8 protein-coding genes are annotated in these 20,071 nt (G+C 54.2%); 7 read left to right on the forward strand and 1 reads right to left on the reverse strand.

Features of this window, described 5'->3' with window-relative positions:
• The first annotated feature begins 59 nt into the window (after positions 1-59).
• From ACFOET_RS03470 to ACFOET_RS03480, 3 genes are all read left to right on the forward strand, one after another.
• On the forward strand, positions 60-566 hold the full coding sequence (locus ACFOET_RS03470) for an NAD(P)H-dependent oxidoreductase (RefSeq protein WP_379019591.1): 507 nt from the start codon (positions 60-62) through the stop codon (positions 564-566).
• Positions 567-588: 22 nt separating this feature from the next.
• Positions 589-1,134 carry a hypothetical protein gene (locus tag ACFOET_RS03475; RefSeq protein WP_379019593.1) on the forward strand — a complete coding sequence of 182 codons (546 nt, stop codon included), beginning with the start codon at positions 589-591 and terminating at the stop codon, positions 1,132-1,134.
• Between the two features lie 146 nt (positions 1,135-1,280).
• The gene (locus ACFOET_RS03480) at positions 1,281-1,925 is read left to right on the forward strand and encodes a response regulator (protein WP_379019595.1); all 645 of its coding nucleotides are present in this window, start codon (positions 1,281-1,283) and stop codon (positions 1,923-1,925) included.
• Here the strand turns inward: ACFOET_RS03480 and ACFOET_RS03485 are convergent.
• Positions 1,903-4,917 carry a sensor histidine kinase gene (locus tag ACFOET_RS03485; protein WP_379019597.1) on the reverse strand — a complete coding sequence of 1,005 codons (3,015 nt, stop codon included), beginning with the start codon at positions 4,915-4,917 and terminating at the stop codon, positions 1,903-1,905. The genes ACFOET_RS03480 and ACFOET_RS03485 overlap by 23 nt on opposite strands.
• A 3,699-nt stretch (positions 4,918-8,616) precedes the next feature.
• On the opposite strand from ACFOET_RS03485, the gene ACFOET_RS03490 reads away from it, so the two are divergent.
• The 4 genes from ACFOET_RS03490 to ACFOET_RS03505 all read left to right on the forward strand — a co-directional run.
• Positions 8,617-15,318 (forward strand): Calx-beta domain-containing protein, encoded by a 6,702-nt coding sequence (locus ACFOET_RS03490; RefSeq protein WP_456320322.1) that lies wholly within the window; start codon positions 8,617-8,619, stop codon positions 15,316-15,318.
• A 572-nt stretch (positions 15,319-15,890) separates the two neighbouring features.
• Positions 15,891-17,255: a Calx-beta domain-containing protein gene (locus tag ACFOET_RS03495; protein ID WP_456320323.1), complete on the forward strand. Its 1,365-nt coding sequence runs from the start codon at positions 15,891-15,893 to the stop codon at positions 17,253-17,255.
• A 569-nt stretch (positions 17,256-17,824) separates the two neighbouring features.
• Entirely contained in the window at positions 17,825-19,867 is a 2,043-nt protein-coding gene (locus ACFOET_RS03500) for a T9SS type B sorting domain-containing protein (RefSeq protein WP_456320324.1), read from the forward strand.
• 40 nt (positions 19,868-19,907) lie between these two features.
• On the forward strand, positions 19,908-20,071 hold a 164-nt coding region (locus ACFOET_RS03505), incomplete at its 3' end, for a type IX secretion system membrane protein PorP/SprF (RefSeq protein ID WP_379019620.1).

Here is a 20,071-nt window from a genome sequence, read left to right on the forward strand (position 1 = left end):
CGCAAAAATAATCCAAATTATCATAGGGAGATTCACTAACGCTATAAATAGTCAACACCATGAAAAGAATTCTATTGTTTGCAGGAAGCACCAGCGCTCAATCCATTAACCGGAAAATCGTAGAACAGGCTGCCGGGATGCTGAACGGACATAAAGCCACGTTGATAGACCTCAGGGACTTTCCGTTACCGCTTTTTTCGGTAGATCTGGAAGAGCAGGAAGGTATTCCGGAGTCTGCTCGCAAGTTAAGGGAACTGCTTCAGGGGCACGACGCCCTCGTAGTGTCTGTTGCTGAGCATAATGCGACGATAACAACAGCTTTCAAAAACACAATGGACTGGTTGTCACGCACCCAGGAAGATTACCGTATTTTGTTGGGAAAACAGGTATGGCTGCTGAGTACCTCACCAGCAGAAAGCGGGGGAGCCGGCGCCTTGGAGGATGCCCGAGCCATCTTTTCTATATTGGGCGCGGAGGTAGCCGGGGCCGTTGCGATAGGCAGTTTCTATCACATCAGCAAGGAGGATATTCGGCAACACGTAGGCCAGGCACTTAAAAATTTTTAAGTAGAAACCGGAAAATCTTCTTATGCGGATAGGTACACTAATTTTAATTTCACTGATACTCTTTTCATCAAAAGCATTCGCCCAATCAGACGGCCATGGCCGATTCGACATTGACATTGATCCAATAGCGCTTGCATTGAACGGATTTTCCGTACACGGAGGATACCTCACCGGTGCCTGGCGTTTTGATTTGGGTGTATTTGGGCTCGATATTCCGGGTTGGGCTCATGGCAACGATGCATTCAACTCCTCGTTTGTCGGAGCGGGCTGGAAAGTAGACCGGTTTTTCAAAGGCTTGCCCGATGGTTTTTTTGTAGGTATAGATGGTGGTATTCAACGGTTGAATGTGGCCCATAAAGCCACCGGGGCTGATCTCAACCGAATCCAGTATTTGCTGGGCGTACGCGGAGGCTATCGCTGGAACACAGGTTGGGGCAACCTCTTTATCACACCGTGGCTAGGAATGGGATACGTATTGAACGCAAAAGATGTCGAAATGGAGGGAGATGCATTTAAATCTTCTTCCTTTACACCATTCCCTACGGTTCATATAGGCTGGGGGTTTTGAAGAGCTAATCGTTATTTCTTGCTGGCCTGCCGGGCCAAAAAGTTTCTTTTTATCGGCAACGGTAAAAAATTGTTTATAAAAGGAATTTAACTAAATTTGTGATGAAATATACGCGATTACCGTTTCAATTTTGAAAAAACCTTTATATGTCGATTCATGTTGTCATTGTCGATGACCATAGTTCGGTCAGGGTAGGGATGAAGTATATCGTTTATGAGTGGATGCCCAAAAGTCACGTATCGCTTGTTGACGATATGCAAGAACTGCTACATGTATTGACGTCCGGAAAGCCAGTCGATATCGTTATATTGGATATCGATATTCCAGGCGGAAATAATCTCCAAATGATTAAGACGATACGGGACGTCCAAAAAGATGTACGCATATTGATGCACTCAGCCTCCGATGAGCTGGTTTATGCCCTTCGCTACATTGATCTGGGGGCAGATGGGTATCTGCAGAAAGATAGTGATGAAAGTGAAATCAAGGCGGCGCTTGATACCGTATTGCATGGCAAAAAATACCTAAGCCCTGGGCTTAAAGACAGCCTGCTGCAAAGTAGACTGAACCTTGGATCTGTAGGGACGGCGAATCCGCTTGACGACTTCTCAAACCGGGAGCTGGAAGTCTGCCGGCTGTTGGCGCAAGGAAAGGGCGTGACGGAGGTGGCCGAAGCATTGTTTATCCACACATCTACCGTGGGCACGTACAAGGCGAAGATCTACGACAAATTGGGCGTGCGCAATGTGAAAGAGCTAATCGACAAGTTTAGGCTGTATGAGGTAACGTGATGGTTACCGTCGTACCGACGCCCCGCGTGCTTTGGATCGACATCTCGGCACGAATCAGATTTGCCATATCCTTGGCCAGCATCAGCCCCAATCCGTTGCTGTCTCCATTGCGCTCCGTTTCCTTTGCGCTCCGTGTTACTTGATAAAAAGCGGCGATTTGATCTGCTGTCAGGCCAACACCGGTATCAGTTATATGAACCGATGTCCGATTATCCGATTGTTTTTCGGCGTAAATGTTGATTGTGCCGCGCTTGGTAAACTTAATGGCGTTGTCAAGAATGTTGTGGATGATAACCGATAAGATGTCTGTCTGCGAGCAAACGGACATACCTGTAGGAATGCAATTGTGTATAATGTTGCCGCGTAAATCGGCCACGGGTCGGAAAATTGTAATCTGTCTTTCAACAATTTCATTCACGCATACGTCGCCGAGCGTGAGCCATTCTTTGGTGAACATTACCTTGGCAAATTCGGTGAGGTTGTTGGAATAGTGATAGATGTGATGGGTGGCGTGGTACAGGTGTTCTACGTCGTCCGGCGCAATGGCCTGTTTTCCAGCGACAGACTTCATGGCATATAACGCTTTTACGACATAGCTGAGCGGAGCCTTGATATCATGGGTGATCGAAGCCGAGAGGCGTTGCTGCCACTCGTATTGTTTCTTTAGGTCGTCGGTACGTTCATTTACCTTCTCGACGAGTAATCGATTTTGTCGGAGCACCAGCTGTGTGCGCAAATGGATAAGTAACCAAATAACTGCGCCAGCTGCGATACATGAAAGACCGATAAACCACCATGTTTCGTAAAAAAGCGGTTGTACGTAGAAATGAAACGTTTTGATGTAGAAATCGTCTGCATGGATGCCCTGGCGCATTCGAACCCGCACTTCGTGATGTCCTGACGATAACTCGTTGATTGATAGCGTATTGGTTTGTAGGTTAAGCGGAACCCAGTCGCCTGATGTTCGCCGCTTACTGTACAGCATGTAGTCGATTTCAACATTGTTCGGGCTGCCATAGAATGGCGTAGCCAATTTGATGTCCAACCGGGAAAAATGATGCGGTATAGGTATGACATCTGTTAGCGCAAGCGATTGGTCATCCACGGTTACATCATCGAGTATAATTTCGCCTGACGGAAATTCTTCTACAACAGCCAACGGGTTGAATTGCACAAGTCCATCCAGCGACGGGAACGAAAAGTAGCCATTTGAAAGTTCAACGGTACAGGGCTGGCATCCCCCGTTGAATTCGTTTGTCTGAAATCCCCACCGTTTGTCGTAATAGAAATAGAACGGTGTTTTTTTGCTGTTGTTTTTGTATTCCAGCAATTGCTGTTTGCTTACTTTAAAAATGCCTTTATTGGTGCTGATCCAGATAAAGCCATTCCGGTCTTCGAGCGTGCAATGGGAGGTAGCCAGGTGAAGGGATTTATCAAGGGGAAAGCCAGTAATTTGCCCGTCTTCAAACAGATAAAAGCCGTGTTGATAAGTGGTGATCCAATGCCTGCTGTCCGACTCCTTTCGGATACTGCGTACCTGCTTGTTTTTGAATTGCGGTATTTCCGTCCAGGTGCCGTTTACCACATCGAAAATAAAAAGTCCGTCTTCGGTGCTGACAAATAGCTCCCCGTCACCTTTGTTCTCCAGATAGGTAATTATACTAGGAAAAGATGCTTGTGTCTGGAACTCGTCCCCATTAACATCATATTTAAGCAGCACGCCCATTCCTCCGCCAATCCAATAGTTATTGGAGTCATCCTTAAATGCCACTCTGGGATACTCCGGAACTGATTTTATGCCGACGATACGGTCGAGGTCAGGTGTAACAACAAGGATACTATCATGCTCCAAAATCCAGACGTTTCCATCGGGTCCGATAATCTGGCCGTGTTGAAATTTGTCTCGTTTCAGCAGCGGAGCGAAATGAAACTGCCCCGTGGAATCAAAGGCCATGCCATTATTCGTCAGCAACAATCCATGGGGCAGCACCGTCTGGTTATAAAACAGGCTTGAGTAAGCCTCGTTAGCCACGAGCGATTTAAAGAAACGTTTTTTGATTACAAACAAGCCTTTCGTGGCGCTACCTAGCAAAAGTTGGTTTTGCGATGGCATATAGTGAGCCGTGATGATGTCGTTTTTATCAAAGTCAAAGTTGCTTATTAGTAGTTGGCTATGTAAACCGCCCTCGCCATCTTGCGATAAACGGTACAGGTTATGCGCGGTGTAAATGAAAAGTTGATTAGACGCGGAATTCCAAAAAATGTTGAAACGTGTGTTGGGTGGCAACTGCTGTATATCACCCAGAATTCTGTTCCTTTTGATACTAAAATTCCTGTCGATTTCAATGTATTCGAGCGTTTCATTAAAGTAGATCAGTTTCCCGTGATTACTGGCAAAATTCCAATGGCCTTTGTTGGGAAAATAGAATGCTGGTGATAAGCTGCCATCGTTGCTGACGTGCGAAATGGAATCCTGCGAAATTAGAAACCCGCCTTCCAAGCCGTCTGGAATGAAGATATGTTTGTTCTGGTACTGCGAATACGGCGATGGTAGGGATAAGTTAAAATAGATAGCTTCCTGGTAACGTAATGATAGGTTGCTGATGATATCATTGCCGGACTGAAGTGAAGTTGCTGTACCGTTTTTTAATAATACCGTTTCACCGTATTCACCTCGGCCAATCAGGTCATCAAATTGGTCAATTTTATATAAGGCCACCATTCGGACGGATTTCATCGCGTTTGACAGGCTGTTAAATGTTTTGAAACGACCTTCGCCGTCATACCGTACAGGCCCTTTTTCAGTAATCAGCCAGACAAAGCCCATATTGTCTTGTCCGATCCCTTTGATGCTGTTCTGAGGCAGGTTATGCTCATCCGTGTAGTGGCTGAGGATATACGGGTTATCCGCGGCAAGGGTATAATGGCAGACGGCGAGCACTACAGTGCATGAGAAGAAAACAGTCCTGATAAGGTTTGTAGGCTTACACACGTTAAGGTAATTATACGAATCGTTGAATACTCAAGCGACCTAAAGGTTTTTCCATGGATAGAAAATTTTCGGTAAAAATAGCGAAAAAATATAATCCAAAAAGACCTGTGTAACGAAATCGCCTATGCCGCCTGGGGTGTGTGCAGCAAACGAATAACCGCTATGGTTCAATAAACACGGGCAAACCTGTTAAGGGAATGGTGCGAGTTACCTTTGTATGCTGCCAATCGAATTGCGTAGCAGCCTAAATCAAAAGCGACCTTAAAAACCGCATTCGGCGACACGGTTTATGTTGCGCCATCCGTTTTGGCCCACAGCAAACAGACCTAATCTTCATGGGCAGCGGAAGCAAAGGTCCTGACGTCGATGTTGACCGGCAGTTGCAGCTAGCCGTTGCTGCGCGTCCCGCTTAAACCGTCCGTGGGTTTGCGTTCAAACTTAATGCGCGGGCCTGGATAAATAGAAAGTTTTCGATATCGGATCGCTTACTTTGTCGAACCGCATTTCCAAAGGGAACGATTGTGCCGTGGGTTGCATTCAGATACTTTTGTTTCGGTCAAAAGATCATTCTACCAGAACAGATACTCGTTTACCATGAAAAAGATTTTACTTGCATGTCTTTCCTTTTTTATTGTTGTTCAACTCCAGGCGGCCGATTATTATTGGGTACGTGGCGCCGGTTCCTGGTCGGACCTCGGCCATTGGTCCACGACCTCGGGAGGAGCTCCCAACCATTCAATCGTTCCCAGCCTGAACGACAACGTATTTTTCGATGCCAACAGCGGGCTGGCAGATGGTGATAACATCGACCTGCCTACCACCAGCCCGGCATATTGCCATAACATGTCTTGGGTGGGGGTGACCGTTTCGGCGGGCTTAATCAACAGAGGCCAACCTTTATACGTTTATGGAAATTTGGAGCTGGCCGCTTCGGTCCGGTACGGTACCCAGGGTATAACGTTCATGGGAAATACCCCCGCAACGTTGAAGATGAACGGTGCCGGCAGGCATCCTGCTACCGGATGGTATAATCCCATCACCGTCAACAAACCGGGGTCTTCCCTCAAATTGTTGGATGGTATCCCGCAAGGCTTGGTTGTCAATTCCATAACGCTGACGGCTGGGACACTGGACATGTCGGATCTTACGCATAGCTTTGGCCACTTTTACGGTGGCAATCATAACGTGCGGAGCCTGGATATCAGCAATGCCACGTTGAACATGGACGGTAACTGGGATTACCGGGGTACCAACAACACCATTTATACCACCAATTCCTACATCAGTGCGGTGGTGTTCCATTCGGACCGCTTCACGTTCCCGAAGGTGGACATCACCGCGCCGAGCAGTTCGAATATGGTGATCAACAATACCACGTTTGGCGAACTGACCTTTACCAGTACCACAGCGGCCGCCAACACATCGCGGATCGGTGCGAATAATACCGTGGACCGCCTGGAATTCAAAGGCGGCGGCGCATTGGCCGGTGGGGGCAATGTGATTAAAGACCTCATTATAGCGCTCAGCAATCCGGGATTTCTGTTTGCGGGCAACAATACGATCACCGGATCGCTGCACGCCAATACACCCGACTGTAATGCGCTGTCGCAGATCAGCGGTGGCAGCGGCGGGACCATCACCTTTGGCTCCGGTGCGGTGGTGGACGTACAAAATGTACTATTAACCAACCTGGCCGCCGCCGGCAGTATAACGCTGCCCATTACGGTAACCGGCGCGGATGGGGGCGGCAATACCGGATGGGACATTCAGCCGCGCACAACGGGCAGGACGCTGTACTGGGTAGGCGGCGCGGGCGACTGGAACGATAAAGACCACTGGTCTGCTACCAGCGGTGGCGCCGGCGGTTATTGCGTGCCATTCACCGGGGATGATGTGGTGTTTGACGAACGAAGCGGTTTCACGGCGGGCAACAATACGGTTACCGCGACAGCAGGTACGGCCTGGTGCCACAACATGACCTGGACCAACCTTACCGGCGCTCCGGTATTCGACAACCGGGGTAAAATTCTCGAACTATACGGCTCCCTGGTGCTGGACCCCACGCTGACCGTATACGGCAACATTTCGTTTAAAGGGACGGAAGCTGGTACATTGACGGCCAACGGCTTTAATTTAGGTAGTCCTGTTTTCCGTGTCGAAAGAACCGGCACGGACGGCGGAATAGCGCTGATGGACGATATCACGCATCTTGGGCTCGGTATTTTTCATAATTCCGGCAAATTGCTGATGCCTAATCGGACACTGCAGCTTCACCGGATTGCCGTTGGAACCGCTGGCGTCCGGACGTTGGACATCAGCAATTCAACAATCACCCTGGAATATGAATGGCATGCAACCGCTACGAACTGTACCTGGGTGAATGATGGAGCGGGTTCGTTTATCATTGCGAAAAACCGTTTTCTGACCAGTGGCCTTATCTATCCGAAAGTGCATTGTGGCGCGAGGGATTCTGATGTGGACATCCGTAATGCCAGTATTGAGGATTTGTTGTTTACCGATACCAGCCTCACCGTTCGGACCATCGCGCTTGGTGGCAATAACACGATCGGTACCGTTGAATTTAAAGGGGCGGCGGAGATACGTGGAAACAATACCATCACCAACCTCTTGCTGGCTCCCTCACGCAATTATTATTTCAGGAATACCCAAACCATAAACGGTCTTTTCCGCTATAACAATCCCGGCTGTTCCGGCTTGGGAGAGTTGAGAGGCCTGGGCGGTGTCGCTACGCTCAATTTCGGGCCGGCGTCAACCAAAGAGATCCAGAATGTGCTGCTTCAGAATATGGCGGCTACAGGAACCGGTGTTCCGGTAGCTGTTACCGGCGCGGATGCCGGCGGCAATTCAGGTTTTAACTTTACGGCTTCCGCTGACGGTGCCCGCTACTGGGTGGGGGGCAGCGGCGACTGGAACGAGGCTGAGCATTGGTCTACCACGCCGGGCGGACCTGGCGGGGCTTGCGTGCCTACCGTAGCCAATGACGTGTTTTTTGACGCCAACAGTTTCACCAGCGGCAGCAGTACGGTAACCATCAACCAGGGACATGCCTATTGCCGCAATATGGACTGGACGGGAGCGGGCTTCGCGCCGACCTTTACAAAAAACGGGACCTTCAACCTGGAGATCTGGGGCAGCCTGGTGATGAACCCGGCGGTCACAATGAATACACCCATTACTTCTGCAGGCGCTGCGGTGCTTTTCGCCGGCCCGGACAACAGCACCATCACCTCCAACGGCGCGGGACTGGGTGATTTCGATTTTGCCATCAGCAAGCCGGAAGGCAGCACGGTAACGCTTGCAGACGACTTCAACAATGCAAACACGAACCTGGAAGTGCGCAGCGGGGGGCTCGACTTCAGTGGCCGTACGGTCACCGTGACCTGGATCACCGATAACTCTACCGCAAATCCGATCCATTTGAACATTACCAATGCCACCATCAACGGCGGATTGCATGCCATGGGCGCCAACAAGACCGTTCAGGCCGCAGGCTCCCAAATACGGGGGGGAGTCTTCAGATCCAATGCCGGCGTATATCATAACGTGGAAGTGACGGCTGTTAACAATAGTGCAATAACGGTCAGCAATACCACGATCAACAACCTGTTATTCAGTAATTCGAGTACGGCATCGCAGGCGCTTATCGGGGCCGGCAACACGATCAGCCGCCTCGAATTTATGGGAAGGGGTCACATCGGGGGAACCGGCAATAGCATCGATACGCTTATCTTTGCACCCGGTAAGATATACACGTTCCTGGCCGGCAGCAATACAACGATCAACGATGCCTGGTATGGCAGCGGTACACCCTGTAACCCCACGCAGATCGAAAGCTCATCGACAACAAATGCTACCGTGACCAAAACGAACGGTACGGTGGATTTTGATTACGTCCGCCTGAACCGGATTACCGCCGAGGGTAGCACACCCTTTACGGCCCGGGAACATTCGGTTGATCTTGGTGGCAATGTAAACTGGGATATTGCACCCTACGACAACTCGGCCGAGATTACCGGTTTTGGCCCCGACCGTACGGTCTGTGCAGATGGCTTCCCCATCGTGCTAAATACGGACGGATTCTTTGCTGGCCCTTCGGCCACGTTTTTATGGAGCGACGGCAGCACCGAAAACACGCTGACCGTCACTGACGAGGGCACCTATAGCGTGACGGTGCGATACCCCGATGGTTGCAACATATCCGATGAGATTGTAATTACCAAAAGCACCGTAACCGTAGAGCCGATCACCGGCGCTGACGCGGTGTGCGTCGGAAGTACGACAACGTTGCAGAGCATCACCGAAGGGGGTGTCTGGAGCAGCAGCGATGCGGCCATAGCTACGGTTGATGCGGCTACCGGGGTGGTAACGGGGATTGCCCCCGGAACCGCCACCATTACCTATACGGTGACCAACGAGGAGGGCTGTACCGAGAGCCAGCAGATGACCATCATGGTAAATCCGCTGCCCGAAGTCGATGCCATCACGGGCACACTTGACATCTTCGAAGGCGAAACCACCACCCTTTCCAGCACCACGCCGGATGGGGTATGGTCCAGCAGCAACACGGCCATAGCGACTGTCGATGCCAGCGGCGTGGTAACCGGCGTATCCGACGGCACGGTCGACATTACTTATACGGTGACCAACGATGACGGCTGTACGGCATCCGTTACCGCCACGGTAACGGTGGATGGCTTTTCGGCTACCAAACGCGAGCTGAGCGTTACGAAAACAGCCGACGCGCAGGAACCCTCCACCAACGGTGGTTTCCTGATCAGCCTGCCAACGGGCGTATTGGCTGAAGAGGACATTACGGTGAGTTACACCGTTGGCGGTACGGCAGGGGCAGCCGATTACACGCCCTTGAGCGGGACTGCGGTAATTCCCGCCGGGCAAAACGGAGTTGCCGTGCCGGTGATTGTTGCCAGCGATATGCTTTTTGAGGGCACGGAAACCGTAATAATTACGCTGAGCAGCGCAACGGGCACCGACTATACATATACCATCAGTGCCACCAATGGCAGCGCCACGGTAGAAATTGCGGATGATAACACGACATTTGCGCGGGAGCTACATGTATCGCTTGTTTCGCAACTTCGCGAAGGACCTTTCCCGGCATACTTCCGCATCAGGCTACCGGGAAACATGCGGGCATCGGAAGACATCACTGTTAGCTATACCCTGGGCGGCACCGCCATTAACGGCGTGGACTACACCAGTCAGAGTTTGGAGCCATTGAGCGGCACCGCTGTCTTGCTTGCAGGTCAGGAGAATGTTGATATCCTGGTGAGACCCGTAGACGACAGGATCATAGAAGGGACGGAGACCGTGATTGTAACGCTGACCGGCGGCACGACGGCCACCATCGGCAATTTTGCGCCCAACGCCACCCAAGGCAGCATGAACGTGCCCTTGATCGACAACGACGACACGGATGCGAACCGGACACTGAGCGTCACCGCCGATGGCGACGCCGCTGAACCGGCTACACACAGCTCGTTTACGATCAGCCTTCCGGAAGGCATCACCGTCTCCGAACCGGTTACCGTGAATTATACCATAAGCGGCACCGCATTGAACGGTACTGATTATTCCACCATCCCTGGCTCCGCCGTGATACCTACCGGGGATAACAGTGTGGTCATCCCCGTTACCGTTATAGACGATGAACTTCTGGAAGCGGATGAAACGGTGATATTGACGCTAAACAACGGAACATCTAGCTCGTTCGCGTTTACGGCCAGTGCCAGCGCCGGAAATGCCACGGTAATTATTACCGACGACGAAAACACCCCGGCCAACCGCGTGCTGAGCATCACCAAAACGGCTGATGCGGCGGAGCCAGCCACGCCGGGTGCCTTCACGATCAGCCTGCCAACCGGTGTACTAGCGTCGGAGGGTATTACCGTTAGCTATACGGTGTCCGGAACTGCCACCGAAGGGATAGACTTTGCCGTGATCCCCGCGACAGCCACGATCCCGGTCGGCCAGAACAGCGTGGAAGTCCCATTGAACGTAATGGATGACCATATCATTGAAAGCACGGAAACGGTGACCCTTACCCTTACCGGAGGCACTTCCGCAAATCTCAGCTACACCGTCAGTCCCACCGATGGCAGTGCCACTGCGGAAATTGCAGACGATGACTTTGATACCAACAGCCAGGTGGTGTTGCTGACCAAAGTTTCCGATGCCATCGAAGGTGGTGCTCATGGGCAATACCGGATCTCTTTCCCGCCGGGCGTCATCAGCTCGGAAGACGTGCTGATCACCTTCAGTGTTGATGGTACGGCGACAAACAGTGTTGACTACGAGTTGCTTGGGTTAAATGGCGGCAATATTATCATACCCGCAGGGGAAAATGAAGTGTTTATCGATGTTGATGCCGAGGATGACAACATTATTGAAGGGCCGGAAAATGTCATACTCAACCTCATCGCTGCTACGTCCAGCTCTCATGTTTATACAATAGATCCGTCCTCTAACGGTGCGGTAGTGAATATCATTGACGCCGTCGACACTGACAGCACGCCGCTACAGGTGATCAACGGGACGAATGGCGCAGAACCCTTGACCAACGCTTCCTTCACCGTACAATTAGCCGGTGGTGCCACTGCGGTATGGCCGATCACCGTTGGCTACAGTCTTTCCGGCACAGCCACATCCGGCATAGACTACCGGGTCGGGACGATCATCATACCGGCGGGCCAGAACAGCGTCACCGTAAACATAGAGGTGCTAAACGACCAGGTGATCGAGCCTACGGAAACCGTGATCTTTACGTTGCTCTCCGGCAGCGCGATCGACGACGAGGGCAACGTCCCTTTCATTTTCCCGCCTGACCCTAACAGTGACCAGATCACGATCAATATCGAAGACGACGATGCTATTGCCGACAATCAGGTATTGAAAGTAACGGCGACGACGGATGGAGCCGAACCGGACAAGAATGGCAGCTATACCGTCAGTTTGCCGGATGGTTACAGTGCTGCCGCCGACATCACGCTCAGTTATGCGATGAGCGGCACCGCTGTCCGCAATACGGATTACACCGTGAACACGATAACGCTGCCCGCCTACCAAAACAGTGTGGTCATACCGCTTACAGTGATTGATGATAAAGTTATTGAAAACACGGAATCAGCCATCCTTACTTTGGGTGCCCCGGTTGCAGGAACCGACGGTAACGGCTTCACTTATACCCGTGACGCAACGGAATACCAAGCCACGGTTAATATTATTGACGATGATAATACACCGACCAACCGTATGGTAAAAGTAACGAAACTCCGTGACGGTGCCGAAGGTGGCAGTACGTTGAGGTTTGGCTTCGAGCTTCCCCATGGAATAACGTCTTCCGAGGGCATAACGATTAATTATACGATAGCGGGTAGTGCCGTGAACGGGACCGATTATAATGGTATGTCTTCAGGTCATTTCAGTGGCACAGTGGTAATTTCAGCGGGCTATCCCGCCACAACTGTGATCGGCAACGTTGTAGACGACCAGATAATAGAAGGTGCCGAAACGGTGATCCTTACCATCACCGACGCTTCATCTGCCAGCTTTGCTTTTACCGCTGATCCTGCTGCGAGCACGGCCACGGCGAACATTACCGATAACGACGATCTCCCCGAAAACCGCGTACTGAGTGTGGAAACAACCACCGAACCGGCAGAACCGGGTACGGATGGCGTCTTTACCATCAGTCTGCCTGCCGGGATAACTGTAGCGGAGGACCTTACGGTGAATTATACCGTAAGCGGCACAGCCACCCCGAACGTGGATTACACGGATATCGGCACTTCGGTGGTGATCCCTGCGGGACAAAACAGCGTAACGGTAACGGTTCCCGTGATCGATGACCACGTGATCGAAAACACTGAAACCGTCGTGCTGACGATTGTAGACGGCAAGGCAGGCAACATCGCATTCACGGCCAGCACCACTGAGGGCGAGGCAACCGCGCATATTGCAGATAACGATAACGTGGCAAGCAACTTGATCGTAAGCGTACAGACTACGTCTGACGCTGCGGAACCCGCTACCAATGGTGCCTTCAGGATAAGCCTGCCCACAAGCATAACGGCATCTGAAGATGTAACCGTAAATTATACCATCGGTGGTACCGCCACTGCAAGCGATGACTACATGGCGATTGCAGGCGCAATAACGATTTTAGCCGGGCAAAACGGTATCACCGTTCCCGTAACGGTTGTGGACGACCAGGTGATGGAACCGACCGAAACGGTTGTGTTGACCCTGTCAGGCGGCAGCAGCACCAGCTTCGCCTTCACGGGCACGGGCAGCGCGACGGTGGAAATCGCCGACAATGAAAGCACCGTACCTTCGAATCTGGAGCTTACCATCAGCAAAACAGCTGATGCTGCCGAACCGGGCACAGACGGCGGCTTTACGATCATCCTCCCAACCGGCATTACCGTATCCGAGGACGTATCGGTAACTTACACGGTAGGTGGTACCGCCACCGCGGGCGATGACTACGTAGCGCTCACGGGCACAGCGGTGATTCCCGCAGGTCAGAACGCTGTCGCCATCCCTGTGGTGGTCACGGATGACCAGCTCATCGAACCGACCGAAACGGTCATTGCCACGCTCACCGGCGGCAGCAGCGCCAGCTTCACCTTCACGGGCACGGGCAGCGCGACGGTGGAAATCGCCGACGATGACAGTGCGGTGCCGGCAAACTTGGAGCTTACTATCAGCAAAACAGCCGATGCTGCCGAACCGGGCACGGACGGCGGCTTCACGATCAGCCTCCCAACCGGCATCACCGTATCCGAGGACGTAACGGTAACTTATACAGTAGGCGGCACGGCTACCGCGGGCGATGACTACGTGGCCCTCACGGGCACGGCGGTAATCCCCGCAGGTCAGAACGCTGTCACCATCCCCGTGGTGGTTACGGACGATCAGCTCATTGAACCGACCGAAACGGTTATCGCCACACTTGCCGGCGGCAGTAGCGCCAGCTTCACCTTCACGGGCACGGGCAGCGCGACGGTGGAAATCACCGACGATGACAGCACGGTGCCGGCGAACCTGGAGCTTACCATCAGCAAAACAGCTGACGGTGCTGAGCCGGGTACGGACGGTGGCTTCACGATCAGCCTGCCCGTCGGCATCACCGTATCCGAGGACGTAACGGTAACCTATACGGTAGGCGGCACCGCCACCGCGGGCGATGACTACGTCACGCTCACCGGCACGGCGGTGATTCCCGCAGGGCGAAACCGGGTCAATTTGCCGGTGGCCGTCATCGATGACCAACTGATAGAAGGCACGGAAACGGTTGTGATGACCCTGGCGGGCGGCAGCAGCACCAGCTTTACCTTCACCGGTACGGGCAGTACGACGGTCGAAATCATGGACGACGACAATGCGCCGGAAAATCTGGTGCCGAATGTGACGAAAATTGCGGACGCGGCGGAGCCTTCCACCGACGGGGCATTTAATATCGCACTTCCGGCCGGTTTGACGGCAACGGAAGACATTACGGTAAATTATTCCATCACCGGTACGGCGACCGGCAGCCAGGATTATATTCAACTCCCGGGCGAAGCGGTGATCCCTGCCGGAGATAATAGCGTGGATATTCTGTTGACTGTAATCGATGACCAGGTGGTTGAAGGCACCGAAACCGTAATTGTCGGCGTGACCGGTGGTAGCAGCGCCAGCTTTACCTTTACCGGTGGCAGCAGTGCAACCCTGGACATAGTTGACGATGACAATATACCGGATAATCTCGACCTGAGTATTCGGAAAACAGCCGACGCGGCCGAACCGGATACAGACGGCGGCTTCACCGTCAGCCTACCTGCGGGTGTGACTGTAGCGGAAGATATTACCGTGCATTACACCGTCTCGGGTACGGCCACCGGTGGCGAGGATTATGCCGCTCTTTCGGGGACCGTGATTATTCCCGCCGAGCAGAACAGTGTAAGTATCCCGGTTATCGTAACAGACGATCATGTCCTTGAAGTGACGGAAACCGTAATAGTTACACTAACCGGCAGTACCAGCGCAAACTTCAGTTTTACCGCCGTCGGCAACGCGACAGTAAACATTGCTGACGATGACAGTACGGTGCCGGCAAACCTGGAGCTTACCATCAGCAAAGTAGCTGACGGTGCCGAGCCGGGTACGGACGGCGGCTTTACGATCAGCCTCCCAACCGGCATTACCGTATCCGAGGACGTAACGGTCACCTATACGGTAGGCGGCACCGCCACCGCGGGCGACGACTACGTGGCCCTCACGGGCACGGCGGTAATCCCCGCAGGTCAGAACGCTGTCACCATCCCCGTGGTGGTTACGGACGATCAGCTCATTGAACCGACCGAAACGGNACAACCGTAACAGCGGGAAGCGATGCCGGGCTGACGTATACCTACTACACGGATGCTGCGGGTACCAGCGAGCTGGATAGCCCAGATGCGGTAGCCGTATCGGGCACCTACTATATCCGGGCGACCGATCCGGTAACGGGTTGCAGTGCGATTGCACCGGTTATGGTGCAGTTTGTGGATCGCCCTGTAGTGGTTGTCACGCATCCGGATTGTGCCGACGGCGCAACGGGCGCGATTGCCATCACCGGGCCATTGGGTGACGGTTTCGAATATTCCATCAACGGCGTGGATTACCAAGCCGATCCATTGTTTGAGGACGTGGCTTCCGGCACATATCGTGTAACCGCGCAACATGTGTCGGTACCCGGATGCGTGAGCGAGGAGATGGAGGTAACCATCAATGCTACGCCGACGACCTACACACCTGCGGTTGTACACCCGGGTTGCGGGGAGACGGCAGGCACCATCGAATTCGCGGCTGATGCGGATTACGAATACGCGGTGTACCGCGCCGGTGAAACACCGGTATACCAATCATCACCGGTCTTTGCGGACTTGGCTCCGGGCGAATACATGGCGCAGATGCGGTCGGTGGTGATCGACTGCGAAGCGCTGGCTGTGCCGGTGAACATCAACGCTGCACCGGTGGTTCCGGCGGCTCCGTTGGCCGAAGACCAGATGGCATGCGAGGAAAGCCCGCTGCAGACACTGACCGCCGTGGCTGCCGTTCCGGAAGGAACAGCCGTTGTCTGGTACGACGCGCCAACGGGTGGACAGGCAGTGACCGATCCAAGCCTGAATTCAGTCGGAACCGTCACCTACTACGCAGAAGCCAGCAACGGTGACTGTGTGAGCCTGACGCGCACGGCGGTGACGCTGACCATCCATGCTTTGCCGAATGTAGTCATCACCGATCCGGCGGTAGCCTGTGCGGGCGGCACCGTAGACCTTACGGNCATCGCCACGCTCACCGGTGGCAGCAGCGCCAGCTTCACCTTCACGGGCACGGGCAGCGCGACGGTGGAAATCACCGACGATGACAGCGCGGTGCCGGCAAACCTGGAGCTTGCCATCAGCAAGACAGCCGATGCTGCCGAACCGGGCACGGACGGCGGCTTCACGATCAGCTTCCCAACCGGCATCACCGTATCCGAGGACGTAACGGTAACTTATACAGTAGGCGGCACGGCTACCGCGGGCGATGACTACGTAGCGCTCACCGGCACGGCGGTAATTCCCGCAGGTCAGAACGCTGTCGCCATCCCCGTGGTGGTCACGGATGATCAGCTCATTGAACCGACCGAAACGGTCATTGCGACGCTCACCGGCGGCAGCAGCGCCAGCTTCACCTTCACTGGCACGGGCGGCGCGACGGTGGAAATCACCGACGATGACAGCACGGTGCCGGCGAACCTGGAGCTTACCATCAGCAAAGCAGCTGACGGTGCTGAGCCGGGTTCGGACGGCGGCTTCACAATCAGCCTCCCAACCGGCATCACCGTATCCGAGGACGTAACGGTAACTTATACAGTAGGCGGCACGGCTACCGCGGGCGATGACTACGTAGCGCTCACCGGCACGGCGGTAATTCCCGCAGGTCAGAACGCTGTCGCCATCCCCGTGGTGGTCACGGATGACCAGCTCATCGAACCGATCGAAACGGTCATTGCCACGCTCACCGGCGGCAGCAGCGCCAGCTTCACCTTCACGGGCACGGGCAGCGCGACGGTGGAAATCACCGACGATGACAGCGCGGTGCCGGCAAACCTGGAGCTTACCATCAGCAAGACAGCCGATGCTGCCGAACCGGATACGGACGGCGGCTTCACAATCAGCCTCCCAACCGGCATCACCGTATCCGAGGACGTAACGGTAACTTATACAGTAGGCGGCACGGCTACCGCGGGCGATGACTACGTGGCCCTCACGGGCACGGNGCGGCGATAACGGCGGGAAGCGACGCCGGGCTGACGTATACCTACTACACGGATGCTGAGGGAACCATCGAGCTGGATAGCCCAGACGCGGTGGCCGTATCGGGCACCTACTATATCCGGGCCACCGATCCGGTAACGGGTTGCAGTGCGATTGCACCGGTTATGGTACAATTTGTGGATCGCCCTGTAGTGGCTGTTACGCATCCGGATTGCACAACGGGTACCGGATCGATCACCGTCACCGGGCCATTGGGCGCCGGTTTTGAATACGCAATCAATGGCGTGGACTACCAGGCAGCTCCATTGTTTGAAAACTTGGCTCCCGGCACATACCGTGTAACCGCGCAGCATGCGTCGGTACCCGGATGCGTGAGCGAGGAGATGGAGGTAACCATCAATGCTACGCCGACCACCTCCGCACCTGCGGTTGTACACCCGGGTTGCGGGGAGACGGCGGGCACCATCGAATTCGCGGCTGATGCGGATTACGAGTACGCGGTGTACCGCGCTGGTGAGACACCGGTATACCAATCATCGCCGGTCTTTGCGGACTTGGCTCCGGGCGAATACATGGCGCAGATGCGGTCGGTGGTGATCGACTGCGAAGCGCTGGCTGTGCCGGCGACCATCAACGCTGCACCGGTGGTTCCGGCGGCTCCGTTGGCCGAAGACCAGATAGCATGCGAGGAAAGCCCGCTGCAGGCACTGACCGCCATGGCTGCCGTTCCGGAAGGAACAGCCGTTGTCTGGTACGACGCGCCAACGGGTGGACAGGCAGTGACCGATCCAAGCCTGAATACAGTCGGAACCGTCACCTACTACGCAGAAGCCAGCAACGGTGACTGTGTGAGCCTGACGCGCACGGCGGTGACGCTGACCATACTGGAGGCTTTGGCTGCCGACGCCGGCCTTGACCAGACGAAGACCGGGGAATCGGTGTTTAGCCTGGGCGCTGATTTGCCTGCCGGTACGACCGGAATGTGGAGCGTGGTTTCCGGTACGCCCTCGGTTGCAATATCCGATATTAACAATCCGCGGGCTTCTGTATCCCTGACTCCGGGAACGTCGGTCACCCTGCGGTGGACCGTCAGCAATGGCAGCTGTGAGGCGACCGATGAAGTGGTGCTCACTCATCAGCCGGCAGCACCGGAACACCGGGCCGATCTATCGGTTACCATCGCGGTGGACAACGCATCGCCGCTGCCTGGCGATCAAGTGATATTTACGATCGAAGTGAGCAACGCGGGCCCTGACGATGCAACCGGGGNGATCGCCACGCTCACCGGTGGCAGCAGCGCCAGCTTCACCTTCACGGGCACGGGCAGCGCGACGGTGGAAATCGCCGACGATGACAGCACGGTGCCGGCAAACCTGGAGCTTACCATCAGCAAAGCAGCTGATGCTGCCGAACCAGATACGGACGGCGGCTTCACGATCAGCCTGCCCGCCGGCATCACCGTATCCGAGGACGTAACGGTAACCTATACGGTAGGCGGCACCGCCACCGCCGGCGATGATTACGTAGCCCTCACGGGCACGGCGGTAATTCCCGCAGGGCAGAACAGTGTTACCGTACCGGTAATCGTCTTGGATGATGACCACACAGAGCCTGTCGAAACAGTGATCATGACCCTCACAGGTGCGTCTTCTCCCGGCCTTACCCTTACGATAGGCTCAATTAACAGCGCGACGGTGAACATCGCCGATGATGACAAGATCACTACGGATCTATCGGTTACCATCGCGGTGGACAACGCATCGCCGCTGCCTGGCGATCAAGTGATATTTACGATCGAAGTGAGCAACGCGGGCCCTGACGATGCAACCGGGGTAGCGGTAATTGGTAACCTGCCATCGGGATACACGTTTGTAGCTTCAGAAGTGTCACGTGGCACCTATGACGAAGAATCGGGTGTCTGGACGGTTGGCGGCCTGGCAAGCGGTGAAAGCCGGACGCTGCGGATCACGGCCCTGGTGAACGGTGAGGGTGACTACGTAAACCGTGTTGAGGTACGCGGCAATGAGGATGACCCGGATGCCGGCAACGATGAATCAGAGGTTTCGGTATCGCTGGTTCACCCGCCACAGGTGGTAGATGATGCAGCCAGCGGAAATTCAAACAAGGCCCTGGTCGTTCCGGTACTGGCCAATGACGAGGCGGGCACCCATCCGCTGGATGCGGCATCCGTGGAGATCGTGACCCATCCGCAGCACGGCACGGTGGTCGTGGGTACGGACGGCACGATAACCTATGTGTCGGCACATGGCTATGTTGGGGAAGACCGTTTTACGTACCGGGTGCAGGACAGTGAAGGCAACTGGAGCGATGTCGCCAATGTGGTGTTAACGATAACGGCCAATCCGCTGAAGGTAACCAACATTTTCACACCCAACGGTGACGGGCAGAACGACCTGTTTGAAATCGTTGGCCTGGAAGGGTATGACCGGGCTGAGCTGGTGGTGTTCAACCGCTGGGGCACCGAGGTGTACCGGCACAACAATTATGACAATTCATGGGGAGGCGGCGACATCCATGAGGGCACGTATTATTATGTGCTGAGGCTGCATAGGGGCAACAGCAGCCAGGTGGAAAAAGGCTGGGTGGTATTGAAAAGGAAATAGGGAGACAAGCGAATCATTGGAATCAGTCAACTAAAGGTAAATGAAAAACATAGGAATAATCATATGCATACTGGTGGCAGGCGCCCCGTTTGCACTGCGTGCCCAGCAGAACATCCAGTTCACGCAGTACATATTCAATTCGATGAGCATCAACCCGGCCTATGCGGGCTACAAGGAGGAGTGGTTCGGCCAGCTGGGCCTGCG

This window comes from Parapedobacter deserti, assembly GCF_042646065.1.
Lineage (GTDB): Bacteria > Bacteroidota > Bacteroidia > Sphingobacteriales > Sphingobacteriaceae > Parapedobacter > Parapedobacter deserti.